This is a genomic window from Shewanella sp. KJ2020 (assembly GCF_024197625.1).
In the GTDB taxonomy this organism is placed as follows: Bacteria; Pseudomonadota; Gammaproteobacteria; order Enterobacterales; family Shewanellaceae; genus Shewanella.
The window spans coordinates 254858-278948 of the sequence record NZ_JAKUKD010000002.1 but is presented as its reverse complement, the minus strand read 5'-3'; the positions used below and the strand labels follow the sequence as shown (position 1 = coordinate 278948).

At 46.7% G+C, this 24091-nt stretch carries 23 protein-coding genes and 2 pseudogenes; 14 read left to right on the top strand and 11 right to left on the bottom strand.

Going from position 1 to position 24091, the window contains the following annotated elements; translation table 11 throughout:
* The first annotated feature begins 7 nt into the window (after nt 1–7).
* The 6 genes from MJO46_RS01525 (at nt 8) to MJO46_RS01500 (ending at nt 5189) form a co-directional block, all read left to right on the top strand.
* On the top strand, nt 8–838 hold the full coding sequence (locus tag MJO46_RS01525; protein WP_253987803.1) for an alpha/beta fold hydrolase: 831 nt from the start codon (nt 8–10) through the stop codon (nt 836–838).
* A 167-nt stretch (nt 839–1005) separates the two neighbouring features.
* Nucleotides 1006–1623, top strand: a complete 618-nt coding sequence (gene can, locus MJO46_RS01520; RefSeq protein ID WP_253987802.1) for a carbonate dehydratase — start codon at nt 1006–1008, stop codon at nt 1621–1623.
* A gap of 193 nt (nt 1624–1816) precedes the next feature.
* A complete protein-coding gene (gene kdnA, locus MJO46_RS01515) occupies nt 1817–3004 on the top strand; it encodes an 8-amino-3,8-dideoxy-alpha-D-manno-octulosonate transaminase KdnA (protein WP_253987801.1) in 1188 nt (395 codons plus the stop codon).
* 18 nt (nt 3005–3022) lie between these two features.
* Complete coding sequence (gene kdnB, locus MJO46_RS01510; protein WP_253987800.1) at nt 3023–4093, top strand: 3-deoxy-alpha-D-manno-octulosonate 8-oxidase KdnB; 1071 nt, start codon at nt 3023–3025, stop codon at nt 4091–4093.
* A 79-nt stretch (nt 4094–4172) separates the two neighbouring features.
* On the top strand, nt 4173–4910 hold the full coding sequence (gene kdsB, locus MJO46_RS01505; RefSeq protein ID WP_253987799.1) for an 8-amino-3,8-dideoxy-manno-octulosonate cytidylyltransferase KdsB: 738 nt from the start codon (nt 4173–4175) through the stop codon (nt 4908–4910).
* 33 nt (nt 4911–4943) lie between these two features.
* Entirely contained in the window at nt 4944–5189 is a 246-nt protein-coding gene (locus tag MJO46_RS01500; RefSeq protein WP_253987798.1) for a DUF2897 family protein, read from the top strand.
* A gap of 112 nt (nt 5190–5301) precedes the next feature.
* Here MJO46_RS01500 and arsJ read toward each other — a convergent pair whose 3' ends face one another.
* The 6 genes from arsJ to MJO46_RS01470 form a co-directional block, all read right to left on the bottom strand.
* Nucleotides 5302–6552 carry an organoarsenical effux MFS transporter ArsJ gene (arsJ, locus tag MJO46_RS01495; protein ID WP_253987797.1) on the bottom strand — a complete coding sequence of 417 codons (1251 nt, stop codon included), beginning with the start codon at nt 6550–6552 and terminating at the stop codon, nt 5302–5304.
* A 23-nt stretch (nt 6553–6575) separates the two neighbouring features.
* Nucleotides 6576–7586, bottom strand: a complete 1011-nt coding sequence (locus MJO46_RS01490; RefSeq protein WP_253987796.1) for an ArsJ-associated glyceraldehyde-3-phosphate dehydrogenase — start codon at nt 7584–7586, stop codon at nt 6576–6578.
* A gap of 134 nt (nt 7587–7720) precedes the next feature.
* Entirely contained in the window at nt 7721–7957 is a 237-nt protein-coding gene (locus tag MJO46_RS01485; RefSeq protein WP_253987795.1) for a thioredoxin family protein, read from the bottom strand.
* A gap of 10 nt (nt 7958–7967) precedes the next feature.
* The gene (locus MJO46_RS01480; RefSeq protein ID WP_253987794.1) at nt 7968–8963 is read right to left on the bottom strand and encodes a permease; all 996 of its coding nucleotides are present in this window, start codon (nt 8961–8963) and stop codon (nt 7968–7970) included.
* 90 nt (nt 8964–9053) lie between these two features.
* A complete protein-coding gene (locus MJO46_RS01475; RefSeq protein WP_253987793.1) occupies nt 9054–9401 on the bottom strand; it encodes a metalloregulator ArsR/SmtB family transcription factor in 348 nt (115 codons plus the stop codon).
* A 252-nt stretch (nt 9402–9653) separates the two neighbouring features.
* Nucleotides 9654–9941: a helix-turn-helix transcriptional regulator gene (locus MJO46_RS01470; RefSeq protein WP_011717268.1), complete on the bottom strand. Its 288-nt coding sequence runs from the start codon at nt 9939–9941 to the stop codon at nt 9654–9656.
* Nucleotides 9942–10185: 244 nt separating this feature from the next.
* Here MJO46_RS01470 and MJO46_RS01465 point away from each other — a divergent pair.
* The 4 genes and pseudogenes from MJO46_RS01465 to arsC all read left to right on the top strand — a co-directional run bounded on the left by MJO46_RS01465 (nt 10186) and on the right by arsC (nt 14814).
* Nucleotides 10186–11220 (top strand): annotated as a pseudogene (locus MJO46_RS01465) (permease).
* A gap of 127 nt (nt 11221–11347) precedes the next feature.
* Nucleotides 11348–12790, top strand: a complete 1443-nt coding sequence (locus MJO46_RS01460) for a glutathione synthetase (protein WP_253987792.1) — start codon at nt 11348–11350, stop codon at nt 12788–12790.
* A 185-nt stretch (nt 12791–12975) separates the two neighbouring features.
* Nucleotides 12976–14259: an arsenic transporter gene (locus MJO46_RS01455; RefSeq protein ID WP_253987791.1), complete on the top strand. Its 1284-nt coding sequence runs from the start codon at nt 12976–12978 to the stop codon at nt 14257–14259.
* A gap of 78 nt (nt 14260–14337) precedes the next feature.
* The gene (gene arsC / locus MJO46_RS01450; protein ID WP_253987790.1) at nt 14338–14814 is read left to right on the top strand and encodes a glutaredoxin-dependent arsenate reductase; all 477 of its coding nucleotides are present in this window, start codon (nt 14338–14340) and stop codon (nt 14812–14814) included.
* Between the two features lie 18 nt (nt 14815–14832).
* Here arsC and MJO46_RS01445 read toward each other — a convergent pair whose 3' ends face one another.
* Nucleotides 14833–15300, bottom strand: a complete 468-nt coding sequence (locus MJO46_RS01445) for a hypothetical protein (protein WP_253987789.1) — start codon at nt 15298–15300, stop codon at nt 14833–14835.
* Nucleotides 15301–15515: 215 nt separating this feature from the next.
* Nucleotides 15516–16520: a rhodanese-related sulfurtransferase gene (locus MJO46_RS01440; protein WP_253987788.1), complete on the bottom strand. Its 1005-nt coding sequence runs from the start codon at nt 16518–16520 to the stop codon at nt 15516–15518.
* Between the two features lie 266 nt (nt 16521–16786).
* Between MJO46_RS01440 and MJO46_RS01435 the strand changes: the two genes are divergently transcribed.
* The gene (locus MJO46_RS01435; RefSeq protein WP_253987787.1) at nt 16787–17464 is read left to right on the top strand and encodes a glutathione S-transferase; all 678 of its coding nucleotides are present in this window, start codon (nt 16787–16789) and stop codon (nt 17462–17464) included.
* 159 nt (nt 17465–17623) lie between these two features.
* Entirely contained in the window at nt 17624–17821 is a 198-nt protein-coding gene (locus MJO46_RS01430; RefSeq protein ID WP_198783287.1) for a hypothetical protein, read from the top strand.
* 65 nt (nt 17822–17886) lie between these two features.
* Here MJO46_RS01430 and MJO46_RS01425 read toward each other — a convergent pair whose 3' ends face one another.
* Together MJO46_RS01425 and MJO46_RS01420 are read right to left on the bottom strand one after the other, a co-directional pair.
* Entirely contained in the window at nt 17887–19644 is a 1758-nt protein-coding gene (locus MJO46_RS01425) for a SulP family inorganic anion transporter (protein WP_253987786.1), read from the bottom strand.
* Nucleotides 19645–19826: 182 nt separating this feature from the next.
* Nucleotides 19827–20453, bottom strand: a complete 627-nt coding sequence (locus MJO46_RS01420; RefSeq protein WP_253987785.1) for a LysE family translocator — start codon at nt 20451–20453, stop codon at nt 19827–19829.
* Between the two features lie 94 nt (nt 20454–20547).
* Between MJO46_RS01420 and MJO46_RS01415 the strand changes: the two genes are divergently transcribed.
* The gene (locus MJO46_RS01415; protein ID WP_253987784.1) at nt 20548–21906 is read left to right on the top strand and encodes a PLP-dependent aminotransferase family protein; all 1359 of its coding nucleotides are present in this window, start codon (nt 20548–20550) and stop codon (nt 21904–21906) included.
* A 164-nt stretch (nt 21907–22070) separates the two neighbouring features.
* Here MJO46_RS01415 and MJO46_RS01410 read toward each other — a convergent pair.
* Nucleotides 22071–22371: pseudogene (locus tag MJO46_RS01410) on the bottom strand (alkaline phosphatase); the annotation flags it as partial.
* 347 nt (nt 22372–22718) lie between these two features.
* Between MJO46_RS01410 and MJO46_RS01405 the strand changes: the two are divergent.
* Nucleotides 22719–23960: a multidrug effflux MFS transporter gene (locus tag MJO46_RS01405; RefSeq protein ID WP_253987783.1), complete on the top strand. Its 1242-nt coding sequence runs from the start codon at nt 22719–22721 to the stop codon at nt 23958–23960.
* Nucleotides 23961–24091 lie beyond the last annotated feature (131 nt).

Here is a 24091-nt window from a genome sequence, read left to right as displayed (position 1 = left end):
AGGTTTTATGGATTTTTCTTCACATCGTCATCAATTAGACATCGCAGGTAGCAACTTAAGTTACCTCGATATTGGCACAGGTCCAGTCCTGTTATTTGGACACAGTTATCTTTGGGATAGCAACATGTGGGCGCCACAGATTGCGCTGTTGAGTCGTCAGTATCGCTGCATAGTGCCGGAACTGTGGGGACATGGCCAATCGGGAAATTTGCCCGAGAATTGCCATAGTCTGCTCGATATTGCCGATCATATGCTCGCCTTAATGGATACCCTGCAAATTGCGCATTTTAGCCTTGTTGGGCTCTCGGTCGGCGCTATGTGGGGGGCTGAAGTGGTGCTTAAGGCGCCGGGCCGCGTGCAAGCACTGATCATGCTCGACAGCTTTATCGGTTTCGAACCCGAGGTGACCCGCGCAAAATATGATGGCATGCTGGATATGATAACCGCCGCCAAGGCCATCCCAGCACCGCTTATCGGTGCGATTTCGCCGTTATTCTTCGCAAACAATGCTGCGAATAATACGCCCGAACTGGTTGCGGGCTTTGAACACACTCTTGCCGCTATCCCAGCAGAGAAAATCCCCACCATTGTTAAACTTGGACGGATGATTTTTGGCCGCCGCGACACTATGGATTTTGCCGAGCAATTCACTCTCCCCTGTTTAATTATGGTCGGCGTTGAAGATAAGGCCCGCAGCGTACTAGAGAGTTACTTAATGCACGATGCTATCGATGGCAGTGAGTTAGTGCATATTCCCAATGCGGGCCATATCTCGACCCTAGAACAAGCAGATGTTATCAACCAACATTTAAGCCAATTTCTGACAAGGGTTCTGTAAAAAAATCATCACCCGTTTGGCTTAACTTAAATGAGTCAGTTAGGAAGGCGTTACAGGCTGCACATTGGATAGACCAGCAGGGGAAAATTTGCTGGTATACTCTTACTTAACGTGTGTGACCCGCATCATTAATAGCTTTAAATACGCTAACAAAACAATAGGTTAAAATGAAATTACTCAAACCTTTATTCGACAACAACCGCCGCTGGGCTGGACGTATACGCCAAGAGAACCCCGATTTTTTTGAACAATTGGCCAAACAGCAATCCCCCGAATACCTGTGGATTGGTTGCTCCGATAGTCGCGTCCCCTCCAACCAAATTATCGATCTCATGCCCGGCGAAGTTTTCGTTCACCGCAATATTGCCAACATGGTGATCCACACCGATCTAAACTGCTTATCCGTCCTGCAATACGCCGTCGATGTGCTCAAAGTCAAACACATTATGGTCGTCGGCCATTATGGTTGTGGTGGTGTGCGCGCCGCCATGGGCCAACAACGCCTTGGGCTTATCGATAATTGGTTAGGACATTTGCGGGATATCTACCGTATCTACCAAGACGAATTACTGCAGATGGATGAGGCAAAACGCTTCGATCGCCTGTGCGAGTTAAACGTGATTGAACAGGTCGCCAATGTGACCAGTTCTACCATAGTACAAGAGGCGTGGGATCGCGGCCAAGAAGTCGCCGTCCATGGTTGGATCTACGGTATAGATAATGGTTTGTTAACGGATTTAGACGTGACCGTCGATCGCAGTCAAGGGTTAGCGAATAAGCGTTAATTCCCTTTTGCCGCTGATTATTCGACCAAAGCCGCTATTGCTTCCCATAAAAAACCTACACTGGCTGTAGGTTTTTCTTTTTCCCCATTAATTTTCATCAATAAAACATCGCAAGGGATAATGAGCCCAGTTATAATCCGCCAGTTAATTGCAGCGCGACCTATGCGCCACAAATTCTAAGGAGATACCTTCCATGCCCGGTTTTGAATTATTTGGTCCAGAAGAGAAACAAGAAGTCGCCGATGTGATGGAGCATGGCTTTACTTTCCGTTATAACTTCGACCATATGCGTAATGATCGCTGGAAGACTCGCGATATGGAGCAACTGCTCTGCGAGAAAATGAACGTTAAGCATGCCCACCTGTTATCAAGCGGTACTGCTGCGCTGCAAACGGCCATGATGGCTGCAGGCATTGGTGCTGGCGATGAAGTTATCGTGCCACCTTTCACCTTTGTTGCCTCGGTTGAAGCGATTTTTATGGCGGGTGCTATCCCCATTTTTGCCGAAATCGATGAAACCCTGTGTCTATCGCCAGAGGGCATTGAAGCCGCTATCACTCCGCGCACTAAAGCGGTGAACTTAGTGCACATGTGTGGCTCTATGGCCAAGATGGACGAAATCAAAGCCGTCTGTGCTAAGCACAATCTCGTATTATTAGAAGATGCCTGCCAAGCCATCGGCGGCAGCTACAAGGGCCAAGCCTTAGGCACTATCGGTGATGTGGGTTGTTACTCATTCGATTCAGTCAAAACCATCACCTGTGGTGAAGGCGGCGCTGTGATCACCAACAACACCGCAATCTATGACAACGCCCATATGTTCTCCGACCACGGCCACGAGCATATTGGTAAAGACCGCGGCGCAGAGTCACACCCGATCATTGGCTTAAACTTCCGTATTTCTGAAATGAATGCGGCCTTAGGTTTAGCCCAATTACGTAAACTCGATACCATTATCGATATTCAACGTAAAAACAAAAAAGCCATTAAAGATGCGATGGCCAGTATTCCTGAAGTCAGCTTCCGTGAAATCCCCGATCCAGAGGGTGATTCAGCCGGCTTCTTAACCTTTATGCTGCCCACAGAAGCGCGTACCCAAGAGATCAGCAAAAAACTGGCTGAAAATGGCGTTGACGGCTGCTTCTACTGGTATGTGAACAACTGGCATTATCTGAAGAACTGGAAACACATTCAGGAGCTTAAGGCATCTGCTGCGTTACCAATCACATTAATCGCCGACAGACCTGACTATACTCAAATCTCTGTGCCAAAATCTGATGCCATTATGAGCCGCACCATTTCCATGCTCATTAAATTGTCTTGGACCGATGCTCAGATTGCCGAGCGTATTGAAAACATCAAAAAAGCATTTGCCCAATAATTCTACGGGAGTTTTGCAATGAGTTTTAAGAATTTTAAAGTAGTTGAAAAGATGATCTTCGGCCGTGGCTCCTTCGCCCAATTAGACGAAGTCTTAGCTGCCCAGCGTAAAGCCGACGATGATTTCGTGGTGTTTTTAGTCGATGACGTTCACCAGGGCAAGCCACTCGAAGCGCGTGTTCCTGTTAAGGCCCACGATCTGCTGATATGGGTCAACGTTGACGATGAGCCAAGCACAATACAAATCGATACCCTGACCGAACAAGTGCAAGCCTTTAACGGCAAGTTACCTGTCAGTGTTGTCGGCCTCGGCGGCGGTTCAACTATGGACGTGGCCAAAGCGGTATCCCTAATGCTGACCAACCCAGGTGGCTCTGCCATGTACCAAGGTTGGGATTTGATCAAAAACCCAGCGGTTCACCATATCGGTATTCCAACGATTTCAGGTACCGGCGCCGAAGCGTCACGCACCGCAGTATTATGTGGCCCAGTGCGTAAGTTAGGCCTGAACTCAGATTACACAGTGTTCGATCAAATCATCATGGATTCTGAGTTAATCGATGGTGTTGAGACTGACCAATGGTTCTACACAGGTATGGATTGCTATATCCACTGCGTTGAATCCTTAGAAGGCACTTTCTTAAACGAATTCTCTAAGTCATACGCCGAAAAAGCCATGGAGCTTTGCCGCCAAGTGTACTTAGAAGATCACCCAGAAAAAGACGACAAGCTGATGATGGCGTCATTTATGGGCGGTATGAGTATCGCTTACAGCCAAGTGGGTGCATGCCATGCGGTATCTTATGGTCTGTCTTACATCCTCGGCTACCACCATGGTATCGGTAACTGTATCGCCTTTGATGTGTTAGAAGAATTCTACCCAGAAGGTGTTGCAGAGTTCCGTCTGATGATGAAAAAACATAACATCACTCTGCCGAAGAACATCTGTAAAGATCTGCCGGATGAAACCATTGCTAAAATGGTTGCCGTGACTAAGAGCATGGGTCCATTATGGGCTAACGTTTATGGCGCGGGTTGGGAAGAGAAAGTCACAGATGAAATGTTGACTGCTCTGTTCCGTCGCATTTAAGCTCTCAAGCATATGACAAGGGCTCGTTTGCGAGCCCTTTTTCTTTATACTGACCAAAATTAAAAAATAGGAAAATGCGATGAATGTGACTCTGTTAATCCCGGCACGTTACGGTTCAAGCCGCTTCCCGGGCAAACCCTTAGCCCCGATTAACGGCAAGCCGATGATCCAACATGTGTATGAGCGCGCCTCTCTAGCCAAAGGCCTGACGAATATTTATGTTGCTACCGATGATGAGCGCATTAAGAGCGCCGTTGAAGGTTTTGGCGGCAAAGTGGTGATGACCAGCCCAGATGCCGCATCGGGCACGGATCGTATCAATGATGCCATCACTCAGTTAGGGCTTAAGGATGATGACTTAGTGATCAATCTACAGGGCGATCAACCCCTTATCGATCCGACGTCCATAGAGCAAGTGATCAGCCTGTTCGAACGTCACCCAGGTGAGTTTGAAATGGCGACCTTAGGCTTTGAAATTGTCAACAAGGCCGAGCTTGACGACCCTATGCATGTAAAGATGGTGTTCGATAACAACAATTACGCGCTGTATTTCTCCCGCGCCCGCATTCCCTTTGGCCGAGATACCCAAGACTACCCGGTTTACAAGCATTTAGGGGTTTATGCTTATACCCGTAAATTCGTGCAGACCTTTGCAGCCCTGCCCTTAGGCCGGCTCGAAGATCTGGAAAAGCTGGAGCAACTACGGGCACTAGAGTATGGCCATAGGATCAAAATCGCCATCAGTGCCTTCGACTCTATTGAAGTTGATACGCCAGAAGATATCCGCAAATGTGAACAACGTTTGGCGGTTGATTAATCTTTAATCCGTTTTTCAATACAGGAGCTGTATATGTCAACCTTAGAGGTATGGATCATCATTATTTTGATCTTGGGTGTCATCGCCAGCAATCTTGCCGCATTGAAATACAGTGCAAAATTTAAGCTGCCGCAATTTGGTCAGCACGATAAGAACAAGCAGCTTAAGACCGGCGAGACTCAAGCTAGTGCGCCGGACAAGGCTGACGATGAGGCCAATCAAGACCCATCGTCAGCGGCGCAGCCTCCTAGTGACAAGAAAACTCAGCATAAGGAATGATGTATACCTAGGCATACATGATTCAGCCAAGTCTGCCCATGCAATGAAAAAAGACGCTAATGCGTCTTTTTTATTAGATAAAATAACCTGTTAGAAGAACTAAGCACAAACTCTAAGTGCCAGCCACAGAGTGCCTTGGTAGTTTAATTGAGATCAGTGCCGCTAACCCAATAAATGCCGCCGAAATCCACAGACAAGCCGCCATGCCATACGCTTGATATACCCAGCCAGACAGTACAGTGCCAATCAAACGCCCCATCGCATTCGCCATATAGTAAAAACCCACATCTAAGGACACACCGTCCGCGTCGGCATAACTGACGATAAGATAGCTATGTAATGAAGAGTTGATGGCAAATAAGGCGCCAAAGAGCATCAGTCCCCAAATCAGTATATTCGCGGCATGGAAATCATAACTTATGGCCAGTGCAATGCCTGCCGGCACTATGCTCAATATCGCCGCCCAAGCTAGGGCACTACGTCCATCAGGGACCTTAGCTTGGCCTTTGCCCGTCTGCTTTGTCCCTGTCAATCGGGGCGCCAAAGCTTGCACTATGCCATAACCTATCACCCAGAGCGCGAGAAAGCCGCCAACATACCAATGGCCCCAACCAAAGCTTGAGGACAGATAAACGGGTAAAGCCACCACAAACCACACATCCCGCGCGCCAAATAAAAACATGCGCGCGGCAGAGAGCGTATTTACCGCCGAACTTTTAGAGAAAATTTCGGTAAACTTAGGTTTGTTTTTGGCTTTACCTAAATCGCGCCGCAAACTTAACAGACTAAAAACCCACACCAGCAATAGACCCATCGCCATGCCCAGCAAGGCCTGCTGGAATCCAAACACCGTCAGCAAGGCGCCGCCCAAGAAGAACCCCGCGCCCTTTAGGGCATTTTTGGAGCCGGTGAGCATAGCAACCCACTTATACAACTCACCCTGGGCATCCTTAGGCACTAACAACTTAATACTGCTCTTAGCGCTCATTTTATTGAGATCTTTAGCGATACCCGACAAGGCCTGCGCCGCCATCACCCAAGCAACGGTGAGCATGGCAGCGGGAACGAGCAACATGCTAAGGGCGACAATCTGCATAAATAGCCCGATATTCATGGTTTTATTCAAACCTAGACGCGCCCCTAGCCAGCCGCCGACTAAGTTCGTTACCACTCCAAAAATTTCATAGAAGAGGAATAGCATGGCAATTTGCAGCGGGCTATAACCTAAGCCATGAAAATGGAGCACCACTAACATCCGCAGTGCGCCGTCGGTAAACGTGAAGGCCCAATAATTGCCAGTGATCATTAAATACTGGCGAATTTCGGGTGATAAGTTGGACAAGAACCCTGTCAGCTTAGCCATAGTATCCCTTTAAATATGAAAGCTTATGCCTTATCCATTAAACCGACCATGCGGGCCAGTTCGACGGTGCGATTGGCATAACCCCACTCGTTATCATACCAAGCGTAGAGTTTGACCTGAGTGCCATTGATGATCATGGTCGATAGCGCATCGATAATGCTCGAACGGGGATCGGTTTTATAATCCACCGACACTAATGGGCGTTCCTCATAACCTAAAATGCCTTTTAATGGCCCTTCTGCGGCCTCTTTTAACAGGCGATTGACCTCGACCTCGGTGGTTTTACGGCTCACCTCAAATACACAATCGGTTAAAGATGCATTTGCCAGAGGTACGCGCACCGCATGGCCATTTAGCTTGCCCTTAAGTTCAGGGAAAATATGGGTAATGGCCGTTGCTGAGCCTGTTGTCGTAGGGATAAGGCTTAAACCACAGGCCCGCGCACGGCGGAGATCTTTGTGCGGTGCATCTAAAATCGTTTGAGTGTTGGTAATATCATGAATGGTCGTCATCGAGCCGTGCACTATGCCGAGGTTTTCGTGGATCACTTTAACAATTGGCGCCAAACAGTTAGTAGTACAGGAGGCCGCCGTCACAATCGGATGAATGGCTTTGTCATAGAGTTGATGATTCACTCCCATGACCACGTTTAACACACCCTCTTCCTTAACAGGCGCCGTCACCACAACGCGTTTAACACCTTGATCTAAATAGGCTTGCAGCACGGCTTTAGTCTTCATTTTACCCGAAGCTTCAATCACCACATCGCAGGCGGCCCAATCGGTTTCGGCGATGGTTTTATTGCGCGTACAACAAATACGCTTGCCATCGATAATGATGTTATCGCCATCGCTGCTCGCTTCATGCTGCCAACGGCCATGCACAGAATCGAATGTCAGCAGATGGGCTAAGGTCGGCGCATCCCCTGCGGGATCGTTAATTTGCACAAATTCGACGTCATTCCAGCCCCAAGCGGCGCGCAGCGCTAACCGTCCCATACGGCCAAAGCCGTTGATCCCGATTTTGATTGTCATTCCTGTTTCCTTCACACTCAATTTTAGCGTATGTGTTTTATATTATTTTTAAAATTAAAGCGTTATCTGTTCGATATAGCCGCGCTGATGCACATTAGTTAAGGCAAAATATCAAATGGATGTGATATTAAGCGTTATCCCACCAACCAGGATTCAATCTTGTCTCTATGGGGAATTGAGCCCCAATGCACGAGCTTTTCATCAATCACCACGGCGGGTGTGCTCATCACCTTATAACCCATAATGACTTCGGGATTAGTTTCCTTCACCAGAGCAATACTGATGCCCTTCTCATTCGCAATGCTGGTAATGATCTCGGCGGTTTTAGTGCACTTAGTACAACCACTACCTAATACTTTGATGTTTAACATTTTATAATCCTCATAACATGGGACTGATAGCATTAAATATCCACCCTATCAGGGTGAATGCAATCAACAAAATGGCAAAAACGATGGCCAGTAAGCGCCATTGCATCACCTGCTTTAGTAAAATAAATTCGGGGAAACTCGCAGCTACTGTAGCCATACAAAATGCCAATGTGGTGCCGATAGGAAGACCGTTAGTAATAAGGCTTTCCATGATAGGGATAACCCCTGTCGCATTGGAATACAGTGGAATACCAATCAATACCGCAGCAGGAACCGACCACCACTGACCATCGCCAAGGTGGGCTTCAATCCAACCATCGGGGACGAAGCCATGGAGCGCGGCGCCAAGCCCGACCCCGATAATGACCCATTTCCACACTCGACCAAAAATCTCTAGGGTCTCGCCTTTTGCAAACTCATGTCGCTCGGTTAAGGTCATGGATGATGTCATACCCTCACTATTATTTTGACTCGCCTGCGCCTGACCTTGTTCGAGAGCTTTTGCCGCAAAGGACTGCAACCAACGTTCGGCGCGGATCGTGTCTAAAAAGGCGCCCGCGAGTATCCCCACCGACATACCGACCAACACGTATATCACAGTGAACTTCCAGCCCAACAGACTCACCAGCAGCAGAACGGCTACTTCATTAATTAACGGTGACGTGATCAAAAACGCCATAGTGATCCCAACGGGGATCCCCGCGGAGGTAAAACCTAAAAATACCGGAATGCTCGAACATGAGCAGAATGGGGTCACAGCGCCAAAGCCCGAGCCCATAAAATACCCAATAAAGCGATTTTTACCCGCTAAGTAATCCCGCACTCGCTCAACATTGAGCGATGCCCTCACTAAGGCGATGGCATAAATCATCAGCAGCAGGAGCGCAAAAATCTTAGTGGTATCTTCAATAAAAAAATGCACCGCATCGGCAAGCTTAGTATTGGGGGCAAGACCCATCACCCCAAAGGTTAACCAACTCGCTAAATCGGAAAATAGTTGCAACATGACCCCACCACCCTAGTATCGGCAAGTACCTTGAATGCAAAAACATATGAAAAAACATATGTTTTAGATTAAATTTTTTGCTGTTAATCGCTAGCAGCAGGCTTTAGTGCGCTCGGGACGGCCGCCCATCTTACACAGATTGCGCATATTCTCTTCGAGGAATACCGTATTTTTACTAGTGACTTCGCTCAAAACTAACTGACTCCATTCGGGTAAGTCATTACTGATCCGGTAGAAAATCCATTGTCCCTGACGGCGATCGACTAATAATCCGCATTTACGTAATTGGGCTAAATGCCGTGAAATCTTAGGCTGGATCTCTTGCAAGGCTTCAGTTAATTCACAGACGCAAAGCTCGCCTTCCTGCTGAATAAGCATCAAACAACGCAGGCGCGTTTCATCGGCTAAACATTTAAAAAACTGAGTCGGATTAATCATTAAAGTCCTTAGAATGTAAAGGTTCGTTCGGCTATTGGCTTTGGCTGCATACCAACACTAAACGCCTTACTTAACAAGGCGTAAGCGAGTTGGAACGAGCCAAACTCCCAACACTTAGAAACCGCACGCGTGGTTTCAGTGTATCGTGCCATTATCAAGATATAGGCCTTCATCAAGATACAGTCACTATATATGAATTATCATATATGTAAATATCCATATCAAAGGATTTATCATCCCCTAATAAACGGCTCATTGTTCACTACAACATTGATCCTGTAAAAAATGCACCAATCCCTGTAATAACTCATAGTCAGGTACGCAGTATAACACCCGGCCCTCACGCCGCTGGGAGATAATTCCTGCGGACATTAAAGCGCTAATATGGTGCGAGAGTGTCGAGCCAGGGATCTGCAATGCTTCCTGTAATTGCCCCACGGCAACCCCCCCATAGCCGCCTTTTACCAATATTCTGAATAGGGCAAGACGAGTGGGATGCCCTAGCTCCTTCAATACTTTAGCTGCATTTTCTGTATTCATATCGGTACTGTGATTTCAGAGTCAATTGTTAATTTATTCGATAATACCAGAAATACCTATTCCCAAGCGACGTCAACGTGAGTGACAAGCTGCTTAGGGTGGAACTTAGCCTACAAGTCATGTGGTGATCGCATCATATTTCCATATCATATATTTCCATAATTCCAGAAATTAAGTATTGAAATAACTCCACTCAATCACTATTATTCTGGAATATTCGAAATAACTTCAAAAGAGATAAAAAATGACTCCAGAAACTATCACTATGCTGAAAGAAACGGCCAATATGTTCGTCTTTCTTGCGTTTGAGCTAACCTTGTTATTTCTCGCCATAAGCTATCTCGTCGGTATGCTGCAAGAATTTATCACCCCGCAAAAAGTGCAATCCATATTGAGCTCCCGCCATGGTCGAGGCTATATAGTGGCAGCGTTACTTGGCGCTATCACACCCTTTTGCTCCTGTTCCACCATCCCATTCTTAAAAGGTTTACTCAGGGCCCGTGCGGGATTTGGCCCTATGATGGTATTCCTATTTGCCAGCCCATTACTTAATCCGGTGATTATCGGGCTTTTTGTGGTCACCTTTGGGTTTAAGATCGCGCTATTTTATTTTACGGTCTCTATGGGCGTATCTGTAATAGCAGGTTACTTGCTGGAAAAACTCGGATTTGAACAATATGTGCGGCAAGAAGCCTATGCTCAGACAGCCACAGTCACTTCATGTTGCGATGTAAGTCCAGCCCCCGTTGCCAGCGCATGTTGTGATAGTAAAACCGCACCCGCGGTGACCTCGTGTTGCTCTACTCAACCTAAATCCATTACAAACTCATGTTGCCCTTCCCAAACTGCAGCCAAAAACAAGCCTCAGAGCCGCTGGATAAAGGTTTGGCACACCACGAGGAAGGACTTCAAACAAGTGCTGCCCTATCTGTTTATTGGTGTGCTATTGGGTTCAATGATCTACGGTTTTATGCCAACGGAGTTAATCGTTAAATATGCTGGTGAAGCCACATGATATGCGATCCCGATTGCGGCATTAATTGGTATTCCACTTTATATTCGCGCCGAAGCGGTTATTCCGCTCAGTGCTGCGTTAATCCAAAAAGGGATGACGATGGGCTCAGTGATGGCCCTGATAATAGGGAGTGCGGGGGCCAGTTTGACCGAAGTCATTTTACTCAAAGCTATCTTTAAAGGTCAGATGATTGCCGCATTTCTCAGCGTTATTTTAGGCATGGCTGTGGGCGCGGGGTTTCTTTATCACTATGCCTTTAGCTAACTCACAAAATAATGATCTAGTTCGATGTGGCACTCACAATATGCCCTTAAAGTGAGTGCCTTAGGGCCCTATCCTACACATGCAATGACAGGTATTGCCGATAAGCTGTCAACTTAAGAGAATCAACATGAGTTTAACTATGCCATTAACAGCCAAAGATGATGCCATAGAATGGGCGCTAACCCATGCTATGGCCTTTAAAGAAACGGCATATTCTGCCCGCCATGCCCCATTTACCCTAACGCCAAGTTTAATCAGTAAAGAACACTATCAATACCTAACATCCGCGGTAGAACCACTGGGTAAACTTATCCATTATGTCTCTGAAGCACATGCCTTTTTAGTTGATGCAATTCAACCCATCACAGCAAGTGATCCCTTCTTTTCCGCGCTACTGAAGGCCCATCAGCAGTTGCATGGCTCTGCCACTAAAGCCCCAAGAATGCCACTGCTTATTATGCGTAGCGACTTTATGGACGATAGGGACTTAGGGCCGAAACTGGTGGAATTTAATGGCATAGCGGCGGGTATGGGCCCCTTTGGTCAGCGGGCCCATCAACTTCATCGCTATTTACAGCAGCAATGGCATCAACTGCCTATGGGGGAACTTGTTGACAATCATGCTATTGAACAATTATCCGTCGGCATAGCAACAGCAACCTTTAAGATAAAACAGGAATTTGAAGATTCAGGACCGGCAAGATTTTTGATGGTAGTGCAAGAAAATGAAGACAATGTGTTCGATCAGCATTTGCTCGAACTCGCGCTGCAACAAAAAGGAATACAAACACTGCGCAGAACCTTCAGTGAGCTCCAAGGGCAACTCACCACTGGCGCAAAACATCGGCTGCGACTCGAAGGCGTGGGGACTATTGATACCGTTTATCTGCGTGCAGGTTATCAATTTGCAGATTATGCAACCGTCGACATCAATGGCAACAGGGACTACCAAGCCCTGATGGGGATCCGGGTATTACTTGAACAACATCGCATCGCCCTCAATGCCACCTTAGGCCAGCAGTTGGCAACCAGTAAGAGGATACAAATGTTGCTCTCTTCTATGGATGAACTGACCTTGACTCAGTTTGGGTTAACCCTGCCAGAAGCCAGCATAGTCAAGTCACTCCTCGGTGAAATGCGCCCTGTCACCGCAGAGAGCCCCCAGTTAATTGCCGAGTACCCAATAGATACTTGGGTATTGAAAAATCAAGGGGAAGGCGGCGGTCATTGTATTTTTGGGTCCAATATTCTCCCCAAATTAGCCGAGCTTGAACCCGCACAATATCCAGTATGGTCCTTAATGCGTCGTTTACATCCACAACCCAGAACAACACCAGCCTTAGTGATACGTAACGGTGAAATACAAATTATCAATGACTTGATCCCTGAAATTGGCATGTTCAGCGTTCACTGTGATGGCTTACCCGCTGTCAATGAAAATGCCGATTGCCCCAGCTATGCGGGTTATTTAATTCGCAGCAAATCCGCCATGGTTACAGAGGGCGGCGTTCACAGCGGCCAAGGAGTAGTAGATTCGCTGATGCTTAGGGATCAATCCCTTAAGTTGTGATGGAAATGATGTTTTGGCGATAAACATCCAACGGTTGTTTGACTCGCATTTTTTTCGCGGTAGTATATATGGAAATTCATATATTAATATAATTCGACTGAGCCAAGGGACAAACGACATTCATACCGCGTTCCTGGCATTTTTTTGGTTAAGGGCAGACAGTAGCTGCCCTTTTAGGAGGTTTTATGTGGTTGGCAGGGGCAATTTTTGTTCTCACCCTAGTGTTAGTGATATGGCAGCCTAAGGGATTAGGTATAGGTTGGAGTGCTACCTTGGGCGCCGTTTTAGCCTTACTGCTCGGTGTGGTGCACTTAGGGGATATTCCTGTGGTGTGGAATATCGTCTGGAACGCGACCGCCACCTTTATCGCCGTGATCATCATCAGTTTATTATTGGATGAGTCGGGATTTTTCGAATGGGCCGCGCTGCATGTGGCCCGTTGGGGTAATGGTAGTGGCCGTTTACTCTTTACTTACATAGTGTTACTCGGCGCTACCGTTGCCGCCTTATTCGCCAATGATGGCGCGGCGTTGATCCTCACCCCCATAGTGATTGCGATGTTACTGGCACTTGGCTTTAGCGCCGGAGCAACCTTAGCCTTTGTGATGGCGGCGGGTTTTATTGCCGATACCGCAAGTCTACCGTTAATCGTCTCTAACTTAGTCAATATCGTTTCGGCGGACTTTTTCAAGATAGGTTTTAACGAATATGCCGCCGTGATGGTGCCCGTCGATATAGCCGCTATTGGTGCCAGCTTAGTCATGCTACAGCTATTTTTTCGCAAAGATATTCCCGCCACCTACGACTTAGAAAAATTGCGCGAACCTAAGGCCGCTATCCGCGATCCCAACACCTTTAAAACCGGTTGGGGAGTTTTAGTCTTACTCTTAGTCGGCTTTTTTGGCTTAGAACCCCTTGGCGTGCCCGTAAGTTTAGTCGCTGCCGTGGGCGCCCTAATCCTGTTTATAGTCGCCAAAAAAGGCCATGCGATAGATACCACTAAGGTACTGCGCGGCGCGCCATGGCAGATAGTGGTGTTTTCACTGGGTATGTATTTGGTGGTTTATGGTCTTCGTAATGCAGGCTTAACGGATTATCTATCAAGCGTATTAAATAGCCTGGCAGAACAAGGGCTTTGGGTCGCCACTATGGGCACAGGCTTTTTAGTCGCGTTTTTATCGTCCATTATGAACAACATGCCGACCGTGCTAGTCGGTGCGCTCTCTATTGATGGCAGTACGGCCACTGGCGTGATTAAAGAGGCCATGGTCTACGCCAATATCATCGGCAGCGATTTAGGCCCCAAAATCACCCCCATCGGCAGTTTAGCGACGCTGCTATGGCTGCATGTGCTAGCGCAGAAAAATATCAATATAACTTGGGGTTATTATTTCCGCGTTGGCATAGTGATGACACTACCAGTGCTATTTGTCACCCTAGCGGCACTGGCACTGCGCCTCTCCTTCTAATCTATGGCCATAGGCACTTAATCATCTAATTAGTGCCTATGGATACATTGATAAGCGATTCTTTCTCAGAGACAAATTATGGCCAATATCATTGACAACTATCTTGAAAAACACAGTCTTGAAGAACACCGCAGCATCAGGATTTACCACAATCCGGCCTGTGGCACATCGCGCAACACCTTAGGCCTTATCCACAATACTGGGGTTGAACCAACCATTATCCTCTACCTTGAGACTCCGCCAAATCGCCAAACCCTGCTGCAACTGATTGCGGATATGGGGATTTCAGTGCGCAGTTTACTGCGGCAAAATGTAGAGCCCTATGGAGCATTAGGCTTAAGCGAAGATAAATTTAGCGACAGTGAATTAATCGATTTTATGCTCGAGTACCCCATCCTAATTAATCGACCCATAGTCGTTACACCATTAGGCACCCGCCTCTGTCGTCCCTCGGAGCAGGTATTGGATATTTTGCCTAACCCCCAATTAGGCGCCTTTACCAAGGAAGACGGTGAAGTGGTGATAGATACCAATGGACAGAGAGTAAAAAAATAGCACAACCCAAGGCAAGCATTATGCCCTTCTGGCCGCTTGACGACTTAAGGGGCGTTCTTCGAGGTGAGCCACTAAGAACACTAAAAAACGGAACAGAGATTTAAGCTTCCGATCGTAATTTTTATCTGGCTGGGCCGTGGCTAATTTTTGCAACGACTTGATTTTTGAATAGGCGTTCTCGATTAGATAGTCGTTTTCTTTACCAATATATTTCGCAAATTCGGCAAATTCGCCAATAAATGCCGATGTCACTTTTCGTCGGTTTAGCTGGCTAAGCGTCACACCTTCTTTGAGTTTTGCCTCAAACAATGTGCATTCCAGTCCTTGAATCATGGCAGTCTGGGGCAAGTTACTGCTGAGCGCATCGGCAAGAAAGCCTAAATTTGCCTTTAACTCGAAGGCAATCACTTGCTTACTGGCGCTCGATTGTTGCCAGCGGCTGCGCTCTTTATCGAATATATCGTATAACTCTTTCCAAATACTCATGGGTTTTGCCTACCTTGCCGGAAATAGATCCCTGATGTTTCACACCACTAAGCGTTGAAAGTTATCATAAATTTAAGCTAAAGATATAAATTCGATATAAAAAAGCCCGAACAAGTCGGGCTATTTTTATCAATACATCACAGACACGCGTTTTTAAAATGACAAAGCCTGAGATAGTCGCGCCTTGGGTGAGAGCACATTAGGCCGTGTCCTCGTTACACCGTACCCGCTTGCTTCATTTTATTCTTTTGGGCGGCGAGCTGTCGCTGCGCCTCTTTTTTCTCACGGCGCGCTTCAATCACTTGATTCACATCGCTACCTATATGCGCTTCGTTACGTGACTTAGCCAGATTGACTTGACGTTCACGCTCGACAAAACGCTTGCGCTGCTCATCGGAAATCTTGTCGATACAATGTGGGCAACTCACGCCCTGTACATAAGCTGGGCTCTGTTTTTCGGCTTCAGTGATAGGCATGCGACAAGCATTACATTGATCGTATTGCCCTTTCTTTAAATCATGATCGACTGCAACACGGTTATCAAACACGAAGCACTCACCTTCCCACAGGCTTTCTTCCTGCTGCACTTCTTCAAGATATTTAAGGATCCCGCCCTCGAGGTGATACACCTCTTCAAAACCTTGTTCTTTTAAGTAAGCCGTTGATTTTTCACAACGAATACCACCAGTACAGAACATGGCCACCTTTTTATGTTTGGCCGGATCTAAGTTCTGTTTCACGTATTCTGGAAATTCCCTGAAGGTTTCGGTCACAGGGTTGATGGCGTTTTTAAAGGTGCCAATTTGCACTTCATAATCATTGCGGGTATCGACTAAGATCACCTCGGGATCGGAAATCAAGGCATTCCAATCCTTTGGCTTAACATAGGTGCCCACCACTTTCAGGGGATCGATACCTTCAACACCCATAGTGACGATTTCTTTTTTTAATTTGACCTTAGTGCGGTAAAAGGGCATTTCATCGTCGAAGGATAACTTGTAAACAATGTTGTCTAAGCCACTCTGGCCATTTAGCCATGCAAGTAACGCCTCGATCGAGGCCTGTGAGCCCGCCACTGTGCCATTAATGCCTTCGCTGGCCAGCAGTAAAGTTCCTTTAATTTCCGCCTGTTCCATCATAGCCAATAATGGCTCTCTGATCGTTTCAAACTGCGGCAGCGCAACAAATTTATATAACGCACACACAACAACCTTAGACATAACACCCTCATCTGCTGGCTGGAACTTAATTTCCAGTGCATAAATCTATGAATGACCTACAAGCTTTGCTCTAGGTCGTAAAATCGCGCGAAATTCTACCTGAGTCACAGACGAATAAACACTGATAAAAATTAAGGTCATTATGTTTTTATCACCGAGCACAAACTAAAAATCCTTGTTATTCGCAGCATTTCACGCCATAAGCCGTTACTATTGCAGACATTAGCTCCATAATATGGCGTTGCTTACCGATACGAGCCTTACCTATGCCCTTGCCAATCTTATACACTTTTCGCCGTTGTCCCTATGCTATACGAGCCCGCTTAGGATTATTACTAGGACAACGGAATGTGGAGATCAGAGAAATTACCCTGAAAGCCAAACCCGACGCTCTGCTTCAGGCCTCTCCTAAGGGAACCGTCCCTGTACTTGTGCTCGGCGATGGTCAAGTGATCAGCGAAAGTTTAGAGATCATGCGCTGGGCACTGTCATCACCCCATCCACAGGCAGATGCCTGCCCGCCTCTACTTGGGCAAACAGTGGATGAACAAACGCTAATCGCACACCTTATCCATCAAAATGATCACGAGTTCAAACCTTGGCTCGATAAATATAAATACGCAGATCGCTACCCAGCACAATCGCAGACCGATTATTTCCTGTCTGCGAGTGCATTTTTAAACACCCTTGAAATCCATCTTAATCGGCATAGGTATTTGATAGATGACCAGTTAAGTTTTGCGGATTATGCGATTGTCCCTTTTATTCGCCAGTTTAATGCCGTGGATCCCAAGCGGGATCTCAATCTCAGCTACCCGCGGCTTATGGTTTGGTTAACTGAACTCACCAGCAGCGAAATATTTACCCAAGCAATGAACAAATATGTGATCTGGGAAGCTGGCCAATCGCCGATAAGCTTGTTAGGTAGTAATGTAAGTGAATAAGTTTTAAAGGGTATTTTTATTTTACCCAGTAGCAATCGGTAAAATAATCGCGTAAGGTGAGTTATTTAGAAGTGGACGATCTGGGTAAAATAGCCGCAACCAGATCACTCAGGGTTAAATCATAGGTCATGGGTCATAGGGATAAATCTGTTGGATAATATGGATATTAACATCACTGCCATGCTTATTGGCTTACTCATTCTGCACTGTTTATTTGCACTGAGAGCCTTTAAGAGCCCTGCACGACTCAGTACCAGCAAAAAATGTGTCTGGTGCCTACTCAGCTTATTTTTAGGCCCCCTTGGTTATTACAGCTACCATGGCCTTATCCCCTTAGACAAACTGCAAAAAGATTAATACTATTATTGTGTTGTAATAAAAACGCGCAGCTTAAGCTGCGCGCAATTGTGCCAAAAACAACCCTATAAATGGCTGTGCAATAATACTGAATCGTCGGGGACTTTTTGTATCACCGGAGCCTGTCCTTCGGCTAACGCTTGCTTATAGCTTTGGTTCATTTTAAGGGCTAAATATAAATCGGGCCGGATTAAAATCCCTCCCTCACCCGATTGCATCCCCGCCTGTTCAAACCAGCCTAGCATCTGGCGCTTTCGCCCTGCGAGCACTAAACGCACACCGCGTTTTTTGAGCAGTTGATGTAAATCCGCCAACATTGCCATCACGCTCAAGTCGAGGTGGGTAAAGCAAGGTACCGCATCGATAATAATACAATCGACAGGCTCAGGTTCACGGATAAACCTTTCCAATAAACGCCGTTTAAAGTAGGTAGCATTAAAGTAGGTTAGCGGTGAATTAAATCGATAGATAAACACTCCTGGAACAGATTTAGCCTTACCCGAATCGTCGACACTGCGAATAACCCCCTTATTATCTAAGCCAAGCACTTGATCCGTCGGGCGCATAACCGTCGCTAAAAACTGAAATAATCCCAATAGTACCGCTAAGGTTATACCGGGGATTACTCCAATAAACAGCACTGAAAACAAGGTAGTACAAGCCAATAAAAATGCTGAACGGTCCCGAACCCTAAGATTCCACAGTGCTTTTATATCGATAAGTGAGATTGAGGCAATGACCAGCACTACGCCTAAGGCTGAGCTTGGAATATATTTCAATGGAGCAGTAAAAAATAAGGCCACCAATCCAATTAAGACCGCCGCAATAATAGATACCAACTGGCTCTTTCCCCCATTGGCGTCGTTCACTGCGGTGCGGGAATCCGCACCACTGATCGCAAAACCTTGGGATAACGCCGAGGCAATATTGGCAAGTCCGAGCGCTCTAAATTCTTTATCCACATCGATATCATAGCCATTTTTAGCCGCAAAACTCCGCGCCGTCAGCATCATGCTCACAAAGCTCACCATGGCTAAGTTAAGCGCAGGTACGACAAGCTCACGGGTGATCCCTAAATCAAACACAGGTGCTTGAAACGATGGCAGGCCGGAGCGAACCTCACCCACCACATTGATATCAAAAGCCGTAAGATTAAATCCCCATACGAGTAATGCCGCCATCGCCATCGCACACATTGAAGCGGGCCAGAGGGGGCGATAACGCTTCACTAACCCATAGGTTAATAGGGTGACCCCTCCCATCAATAGGGTCGGCCAATGGGTTTGAGTCAGATACGAAGGTGCGCCAGTAAGACGCTCAATCAGGTAGCGTTCATCAAAGGTAAAACCAAAGATTTTAGAAAATTGCCCCACAATAATAGTGATCGCCACCCCATTGAGCAGTCCCATCAGAATCGGCTTAGAGAGAAAATCGGCTAACACACCGAGCCTAAAACGGCTCGCAATTAAACACCAAAAACCCGTCATCGCCGTCATGGTCATCACGAGTTGCCAGTGCTTCATACTGTCGCCAGCGGCAAGCGGTGTCACAACGGCGGCGATCACGGCACAGGTCGCCGCATCGGGGCCCACAATCAGCTGCCTAGAAGTCCCAAAAAGGGCATATACCAGCATAGGTAATACACAGGAATAGAGTCCAACCGCCGCATTCACTCCCGTTAATTGGGCATAGGCAATCGCCACTGGCAAGGCCACAGCGGCAACCGATAAACCCGCTCGCACATCATCCCTAAGCCATTGCTTATCATACTGCAGCATCTGCGCCAAACCTGGCATGACCGAGTCTAAACTGGGAAACTTCACGCGGTAACCTCCATATACTTCGCCTCGAGGAAAAACCAGCCTCGGGGGTATCAATAACCACTACAATGAAGACCCTAAGGGCCAACATGTAAAAAAGCCACCAATATTATGTTGGTTATGACATAAAGCCAATCATTACGCGAGTCCGTTTACGATAATATTTTTAGGGTGTTAGCCCCCTCTTAACGCAAAATCATCGGTAAAGAGACGAGCAATAAACTCCCCATAAACCAATTAAAACCACGGCGACGTTTATCTGTATTCAACTTTTTGCTGATCGCGGCGCCCACAAACACCCATGTAAAGGAAGCGGGAAACCCAACCAAATTAAACACGACGACGCCAAGCAATGCACTCAACCAAAAACCATCGCCCCCTAATGTGAATGCGCTACAAAGAGTAATAGTCGACATCCAAGACTTAGGATTAATCCATTGAAACAAGGCCGCTTCTATCAAAGTCATCGGCTTGCGACCCTCATCTAAATGGGCAGCGCTCACCGGAGAGGTCACTAGGCGGTAGGCTAAATACAATAAATAAACCAAGGCGAAATATTTAAGCACTTGATGTAAAACGGGTAAAGCTTCAAACAGCGCGCCAAGCCCGAGGAGCACGGCTAAATGCAAAGAGGTTGAACCTAAGCGGATCCCCGCAATATGGGGCACAGTTCGCAATACACCAAAATGCGCCCCTGAACTGGCCAGCAAAATATTATTTGGCCCAGGTGTCATCGTCATAGTGGCGCAAAACAATGCCGCAGAAGCCATTAACGTCCAGAGCTGTGCTTGGTATAAAAATTGAAAATCCATAGTCACCCTTAAAATTGTATGCATACATTAATTGACACGAAACGATGCAATGAATAATATACTGCGAATATTAGAGATCAATGGATTTATTGTCATGGGTACAATTTGGACACCAGACCTAACCGCTTTTTCTGGTCCTAAATATCAGCGCTTAGTCAGTGCGATAGAGCAAGGGATCTTGCAGAAAAACTTGCCCCACGGCTGCAAATTACCGCCGCAACGCCGCTTAGCCGATGCATTAGGTATTACGATTGGCACTGTCACCCGCGCCTACGCACTCGCGGAGCAACGGGGTTATGTAGAGGCGAGGATTGGCGATGGCACCTATGTCAATGCCTCCCCTGTCACAGAGTTTGGCCATGCACAGCTCAATATGGCGACCTGCCAACAACCTCTTACGGATCAAATCAGTACCCTAAGTGATTGCCTTAGCCAATTAGCGAAAGATCCCACTAAATTGAGCCAATTGTTGGGTTATCGCGCCAATCCATTGGATCAACACCAGCAGGTTTTTCACCAATGGCTCAATCAACGGGGAATCGAGCAGAGTGTGGAGCAGCTTGTCTTCACCCACGGCGGTCAACAGGCTATCTTCGCCTGCTTGAACGCCTTGTTATCTAAGGGCGATGTGTTATTGCACGAGCAATATAGTTATCCCGGGGTGCGCATTTGTGCGAAGCAATTAGGGATAAATAGCATTGGTGTCCCCCTCACAACTGACGGCCTAGAACTGGCACGCTTTGAAGCTCTAGTGCAAATTCACCAACCTCGGCTTGTGTACCTCACCCTCAATAATCAAAATCCCACCTGCATCCAATACAGTGATGAACAGAGGCTAAAACTCCTAGATCTTGCCCAGCAATATCAATTTTATATTATTGAAGATGATGTCAATTATTGCTTACCCGAGGAATGGCATACCCCGCTGTGGCAATTGGCGAAGGACTTAGACATTCCAAGGGTCATTTATATTTCAAGCCTCTCTAAGTTGTTCTCCGGAGGCTTAAGGCAAGGATTTATGTTAGTCCCAGAAGCCCTTATTGCCCCCATTCGATTGGCTATCCACAGCCAGTGCTGGATGGTGTCGCCCCTTAATGTGGAAATTGCCTGCCTGCTGATTAAGAAGGGCCAGATCACAGCCAATAGGGATGCCATAGTGCGTCAGCGGCAAAACCTTTGCATCGCCATGGGGCAACGCCTTGGGTTAACACAGAGATGGCGTGGCTTAAATGGTTGGTTGCAATTACCTGAAGATCTGAAAGCCCATCATTTAGTAACTGCACTCGCGGCCAAAGGCGTGCTGATCCGCAACGGTGATGACTTCAACTGTCACGATAATTGTATTCGTTTAAGCCTAGGGGGCGCCGAAAATGAAGCCCAATTTCAACACGCATTAGATTGCATCGAATCGACTTGCCAGACCCTAATGCAAAATGCCTATTCAGTGGTGTAATTTTTAGCGATCAACCAGTTTCAAACCAACCAATAAAAACGCCAGAGAAGTGCTCTGGCGTTGGTTTCACACTAATCGCAGTTAGATACAGGTAAACAACACCTCATACCTTATGAAATCCACATCTATGATCGTTTTGAATTTATAATCACTGCACTTGATAATCACTGCACTTTAATCTGGTAGGCACTGGTTGTGCCGCTGACTTCATTACCTGTGATTAATAAAGGCTGACTATTCGGGCTCTTATCGGCACTCACAAACTTCATCCCTTCTGGGCCTAAATCCCCCCGCTAAACTCGCATCACTTTTCACTTCGCCAGTGTCAGTATCTATGGTGAAGTCCACCTCAAAGTCACGGTTGACCACATAGTCAACAAATTGCACATTGAAGGGGTTAGTCACATCATAAATCATAAAGCCCGAGGTACGTTCTAGGCCGATAAAGGCATAAAGTTTTTGCCCAAATTTATTTTCGTTACAATTTAAGTGTAAAGATCCCGTCATCAAGATTGGTTTATTTGTCCGAGCACTTTACTATGCTATTGCCTAAGCTCTTTCGTGATATGCGTCTGCGATATGCATTTGTGATATACGCTGGTTATACATTAGCAATATGCACAACATATTGATCGAAGTAGTCACCTCTTTGTACTCAACCCCATCCCAATACCCCTTTGCAATGTCACAAGGATTGCAAATTCGAATTATTTAAGGGGATGGACTATTGAGTAGATTGTCCTAGTACAATTTGGAACACAAGGCGCAACACAGAGCAGGCTCTTTCAATTCTTTCGCCACCCGAGGTAACAGTGGACCCACAATCACAGCCAACACATTCTGCGACTAGCAACAGACCTATTCCCCATCTCGCGCTGCTTATTCCTATGCTCGCCGCCATAGTGGCGATCACGCCTTTGGCTATCGACATGTATTTACCCGCCATGGCGACATTGGCGCAAAGCTTTCACACCGATATCACGACAGTGCAGCAATCCTTAAGCCTCTATTTAGGCGGTTATGCCCTAGGTATGTTGTGTTTTGGGCCATTAGCCGACCGTATTGGACGCCGGCCTATGGTCATTATGGGCCTGACTGGCTTTATGTTGATAAGCCTATTGATTGGATTAGCACAGGAGGTTGAAGTATTTCTGGTACTGCGCTTTTTGCAAGCCTTTATCGGTGCCGCTGCGACAGTCGTTGTGCCTGGTTATATCAAAGAAGTCTATGGCGACAACACGGCTAAGGGCATGTCTTACGTCAGCCTTATCATGATGTTAGCCCCATTACTCGCACCGAGTATTGGCAGCCTAATTTTAGAGTTAGGTGAATGGCACCTGATTTTTTTCATTCAATCGGCCTATGCCTTGCTGCTATTATTTTTGGTGCTAATTCTGCTGAAAATGCCCAGTGATAAAGATCTCAATACCCGCAGCCAAAAGTCCTTTCTTGGGGCCTATGCGACCGTATTTTCCCGCCCCGGGGTTAAACTCAATATTGCCAGCGGAGTGTTGACCTCCTTCGCATTTTTCTGCTATCTCACCGCCTCCCCCTTTGTTTATATGGAAGTGTTCTCCTTAGATAAGTCCTTATTTGCCATTTTATTCAGCATCAATGTTGGCGCCCTGATGCTAGCCAATATTATCAATACCCGCATTGTCAGTCGCTATGGTTCGCTGCGGATGTTACATGTCTCGACCTTCTTTGGGACTATTGCAGGGGTTGGTTTATTAACCGTAAACCTGTTGGATATGAGCTATCACTTTACTGTGCTTATGCTCATACCCCTGATGGGAAGCCTAGGGATAATGTCGGTCAATGCCGATGCCATAGTGTTAATGAAGTTTAAGCAAGAGACAGGCACAGCAACCGCCGTTATCGGAACCCTAAGATTTGGCTTTGGCGCACTTGCGGGCCCCTTACTCGCGGTGTTTTATAACGGCACCGCCGTGCCCTTCTCTGCATTGATGTTAGGTGCGGTGCTCTTGGTTGGGATTTGCCAATTTAATCGCCCAAAACACCAGAGACAGCCAAAAGATACGGCAAACAACTAATTAAGCCGCTACTTATTTAGCATCCCACGCAAAAACGGCACTTATAGTGCCGTTTTTGCTATTTAAGCATCTAACAATATGAAAAATATAATATAAGACTATCAAGCGTTCTAAATTACCTGGCTATTTCT

Bases quoted from the DNA above. Each gene is read 5' to 3' on its own strand.
- MJO46_RS01525 (WP_253987803.1), top strand. From the start codon at position 8: ATGGATTTTTCTTCACATCGTCATCAATTAGACATCGCAGGTAGCAAC.
- MJO46_RS01480 (WP_253987794.1), bottom strand. From the start codon at position 8,963: ATGTTGCAACTATTTTCCGATTTAGCGAGTTGGTTAACCTTTGGGGTG.
- MJO46_RS01420 (WP_253987785.1), bottom strand. From the start codon at position 20,453: ATGGATTTTCAATTTTTATACCAAGCACAGCTCTGGACGTTAATGGCT.
- arsJ (WP_253987797.1), bottom strand. From the start codon at position 6,552: ATGGCTAAGCTGACAGGGTTCTTGTCCAACTTATCACCCGAAATTCGC.
- MJO46_RS01435 (WP_253987787.1), top strand. From the start codon at position 16,787: ATGCCCTTGCCAATCTTATACACTTTTCGCCGTTGTCCCTATGCTATA.
- MJO46_RS01460 (WP_253987792.1), top strand. From the start codon at position 11,348: ATGAGTTTAACTATGCCATTAACAGCCAAAGATGATGCCATAGAATGG.
- kdsB (WP_253987799.1), top strand. From the start codon at position 4,173: ATGAATGTGACTCTGTTAATCCCGGCACGTTACGGTTCAAGCCGCTTC.
- MJO46_RS01500 (WP_253987798.1), top strand. From the start codon at position 4,944: ATGTCAACCTTAGAGGTATGGATCATCATTATTTTGATCTTGGGTGTC.
- MJO46_RS01440 (WP_253987788.1), bottom strand. From the start codon at position 16,520: ATGTCTAAGGTTGTTGTGTGTGCGTTATATAAATTTGTTGCGCTGCCG.
- MJO46_RS01445 (WP_253987789.1), bottom strand. From the start codon at position 15,300: ATGAGTATTTGGAAAGAGTTATACGATATATTCGATAAAGAGCGCAGC.
- MJO46_RS01485 (WP_253987795.1), bottom strand. From the start codon at position 7,957: ATGTTAAACATCAAAGTATTAGGTAGTGGTTGTACTAAGTGCACTAAA.
- arsC (WP_253987790.1), top strand. From the start codon at position 14,338: ATGGCCAATATCATTGACAACTATCTTGAAAAACACAGTCTTGAAGAA.
- MJO46_RS01470 (WP_011717268.1), bottom strand. From the start codon at position 9,941: ATGAATACAGAAAATGCAGCTAAAGTATTGAAGGAGCTAGGGCATCCC.
- kdnA (WP_253987801.1), top strand. From the start codon at position 1,817: ATGCCCGGTTTTGAATTATTTGGTCCAGAAGAGAAACAAGAAGTCGCC.
- MJO46_RS01430 (WP_198783287.1), top strand. From the start codon at position 17,624: ATGGATATTAACATCACTGCCATGCTTATTGGCTTACTCATTCTGCAC.
- can (WP_253987802.1), top strand. From the start codon at position 1,006: ATGAAATTACTCAAACCTTTATTCGACAACAACCGCCGCTGGGCTGGA.
- MJO46_RS01475 (WP_253987793.1), bottom strand. From the start codon at position 9,401: ATGATTAATCCGACTCAGTTTTTTAAATGTTTAGCCGATGAAACGCGC.
- MJO46_RS01490 (WP_253987796.1), bottom strand. From the start codon at position 7,586: ATGACAATCAAAATCGGGATCAACGGCTTTGGCCGTATGGGACGGTTA.
- kdnB (WP_253987800.1), top strand. From the start codon at position 3,023: ATGAGTTTTAAGAATTTTAAAGTAGTTGAAAAGATGATCTTCGGCCGT.
- MJO46_RS01455 (WP_253987791.1), top strand. From the start codon at position 12,976: ATGTGGTTGGCAGGGGCAATTTTTGTTCTCACCCTAGTGTTAGTGATA.
- MJO46_RS01415 (WP_253987784.1), top strand. From the start codon at position 20,548: ATGGGTACAATTTGGACACCAGACCTAACCGCTTTTTCTGGTCCTAAA.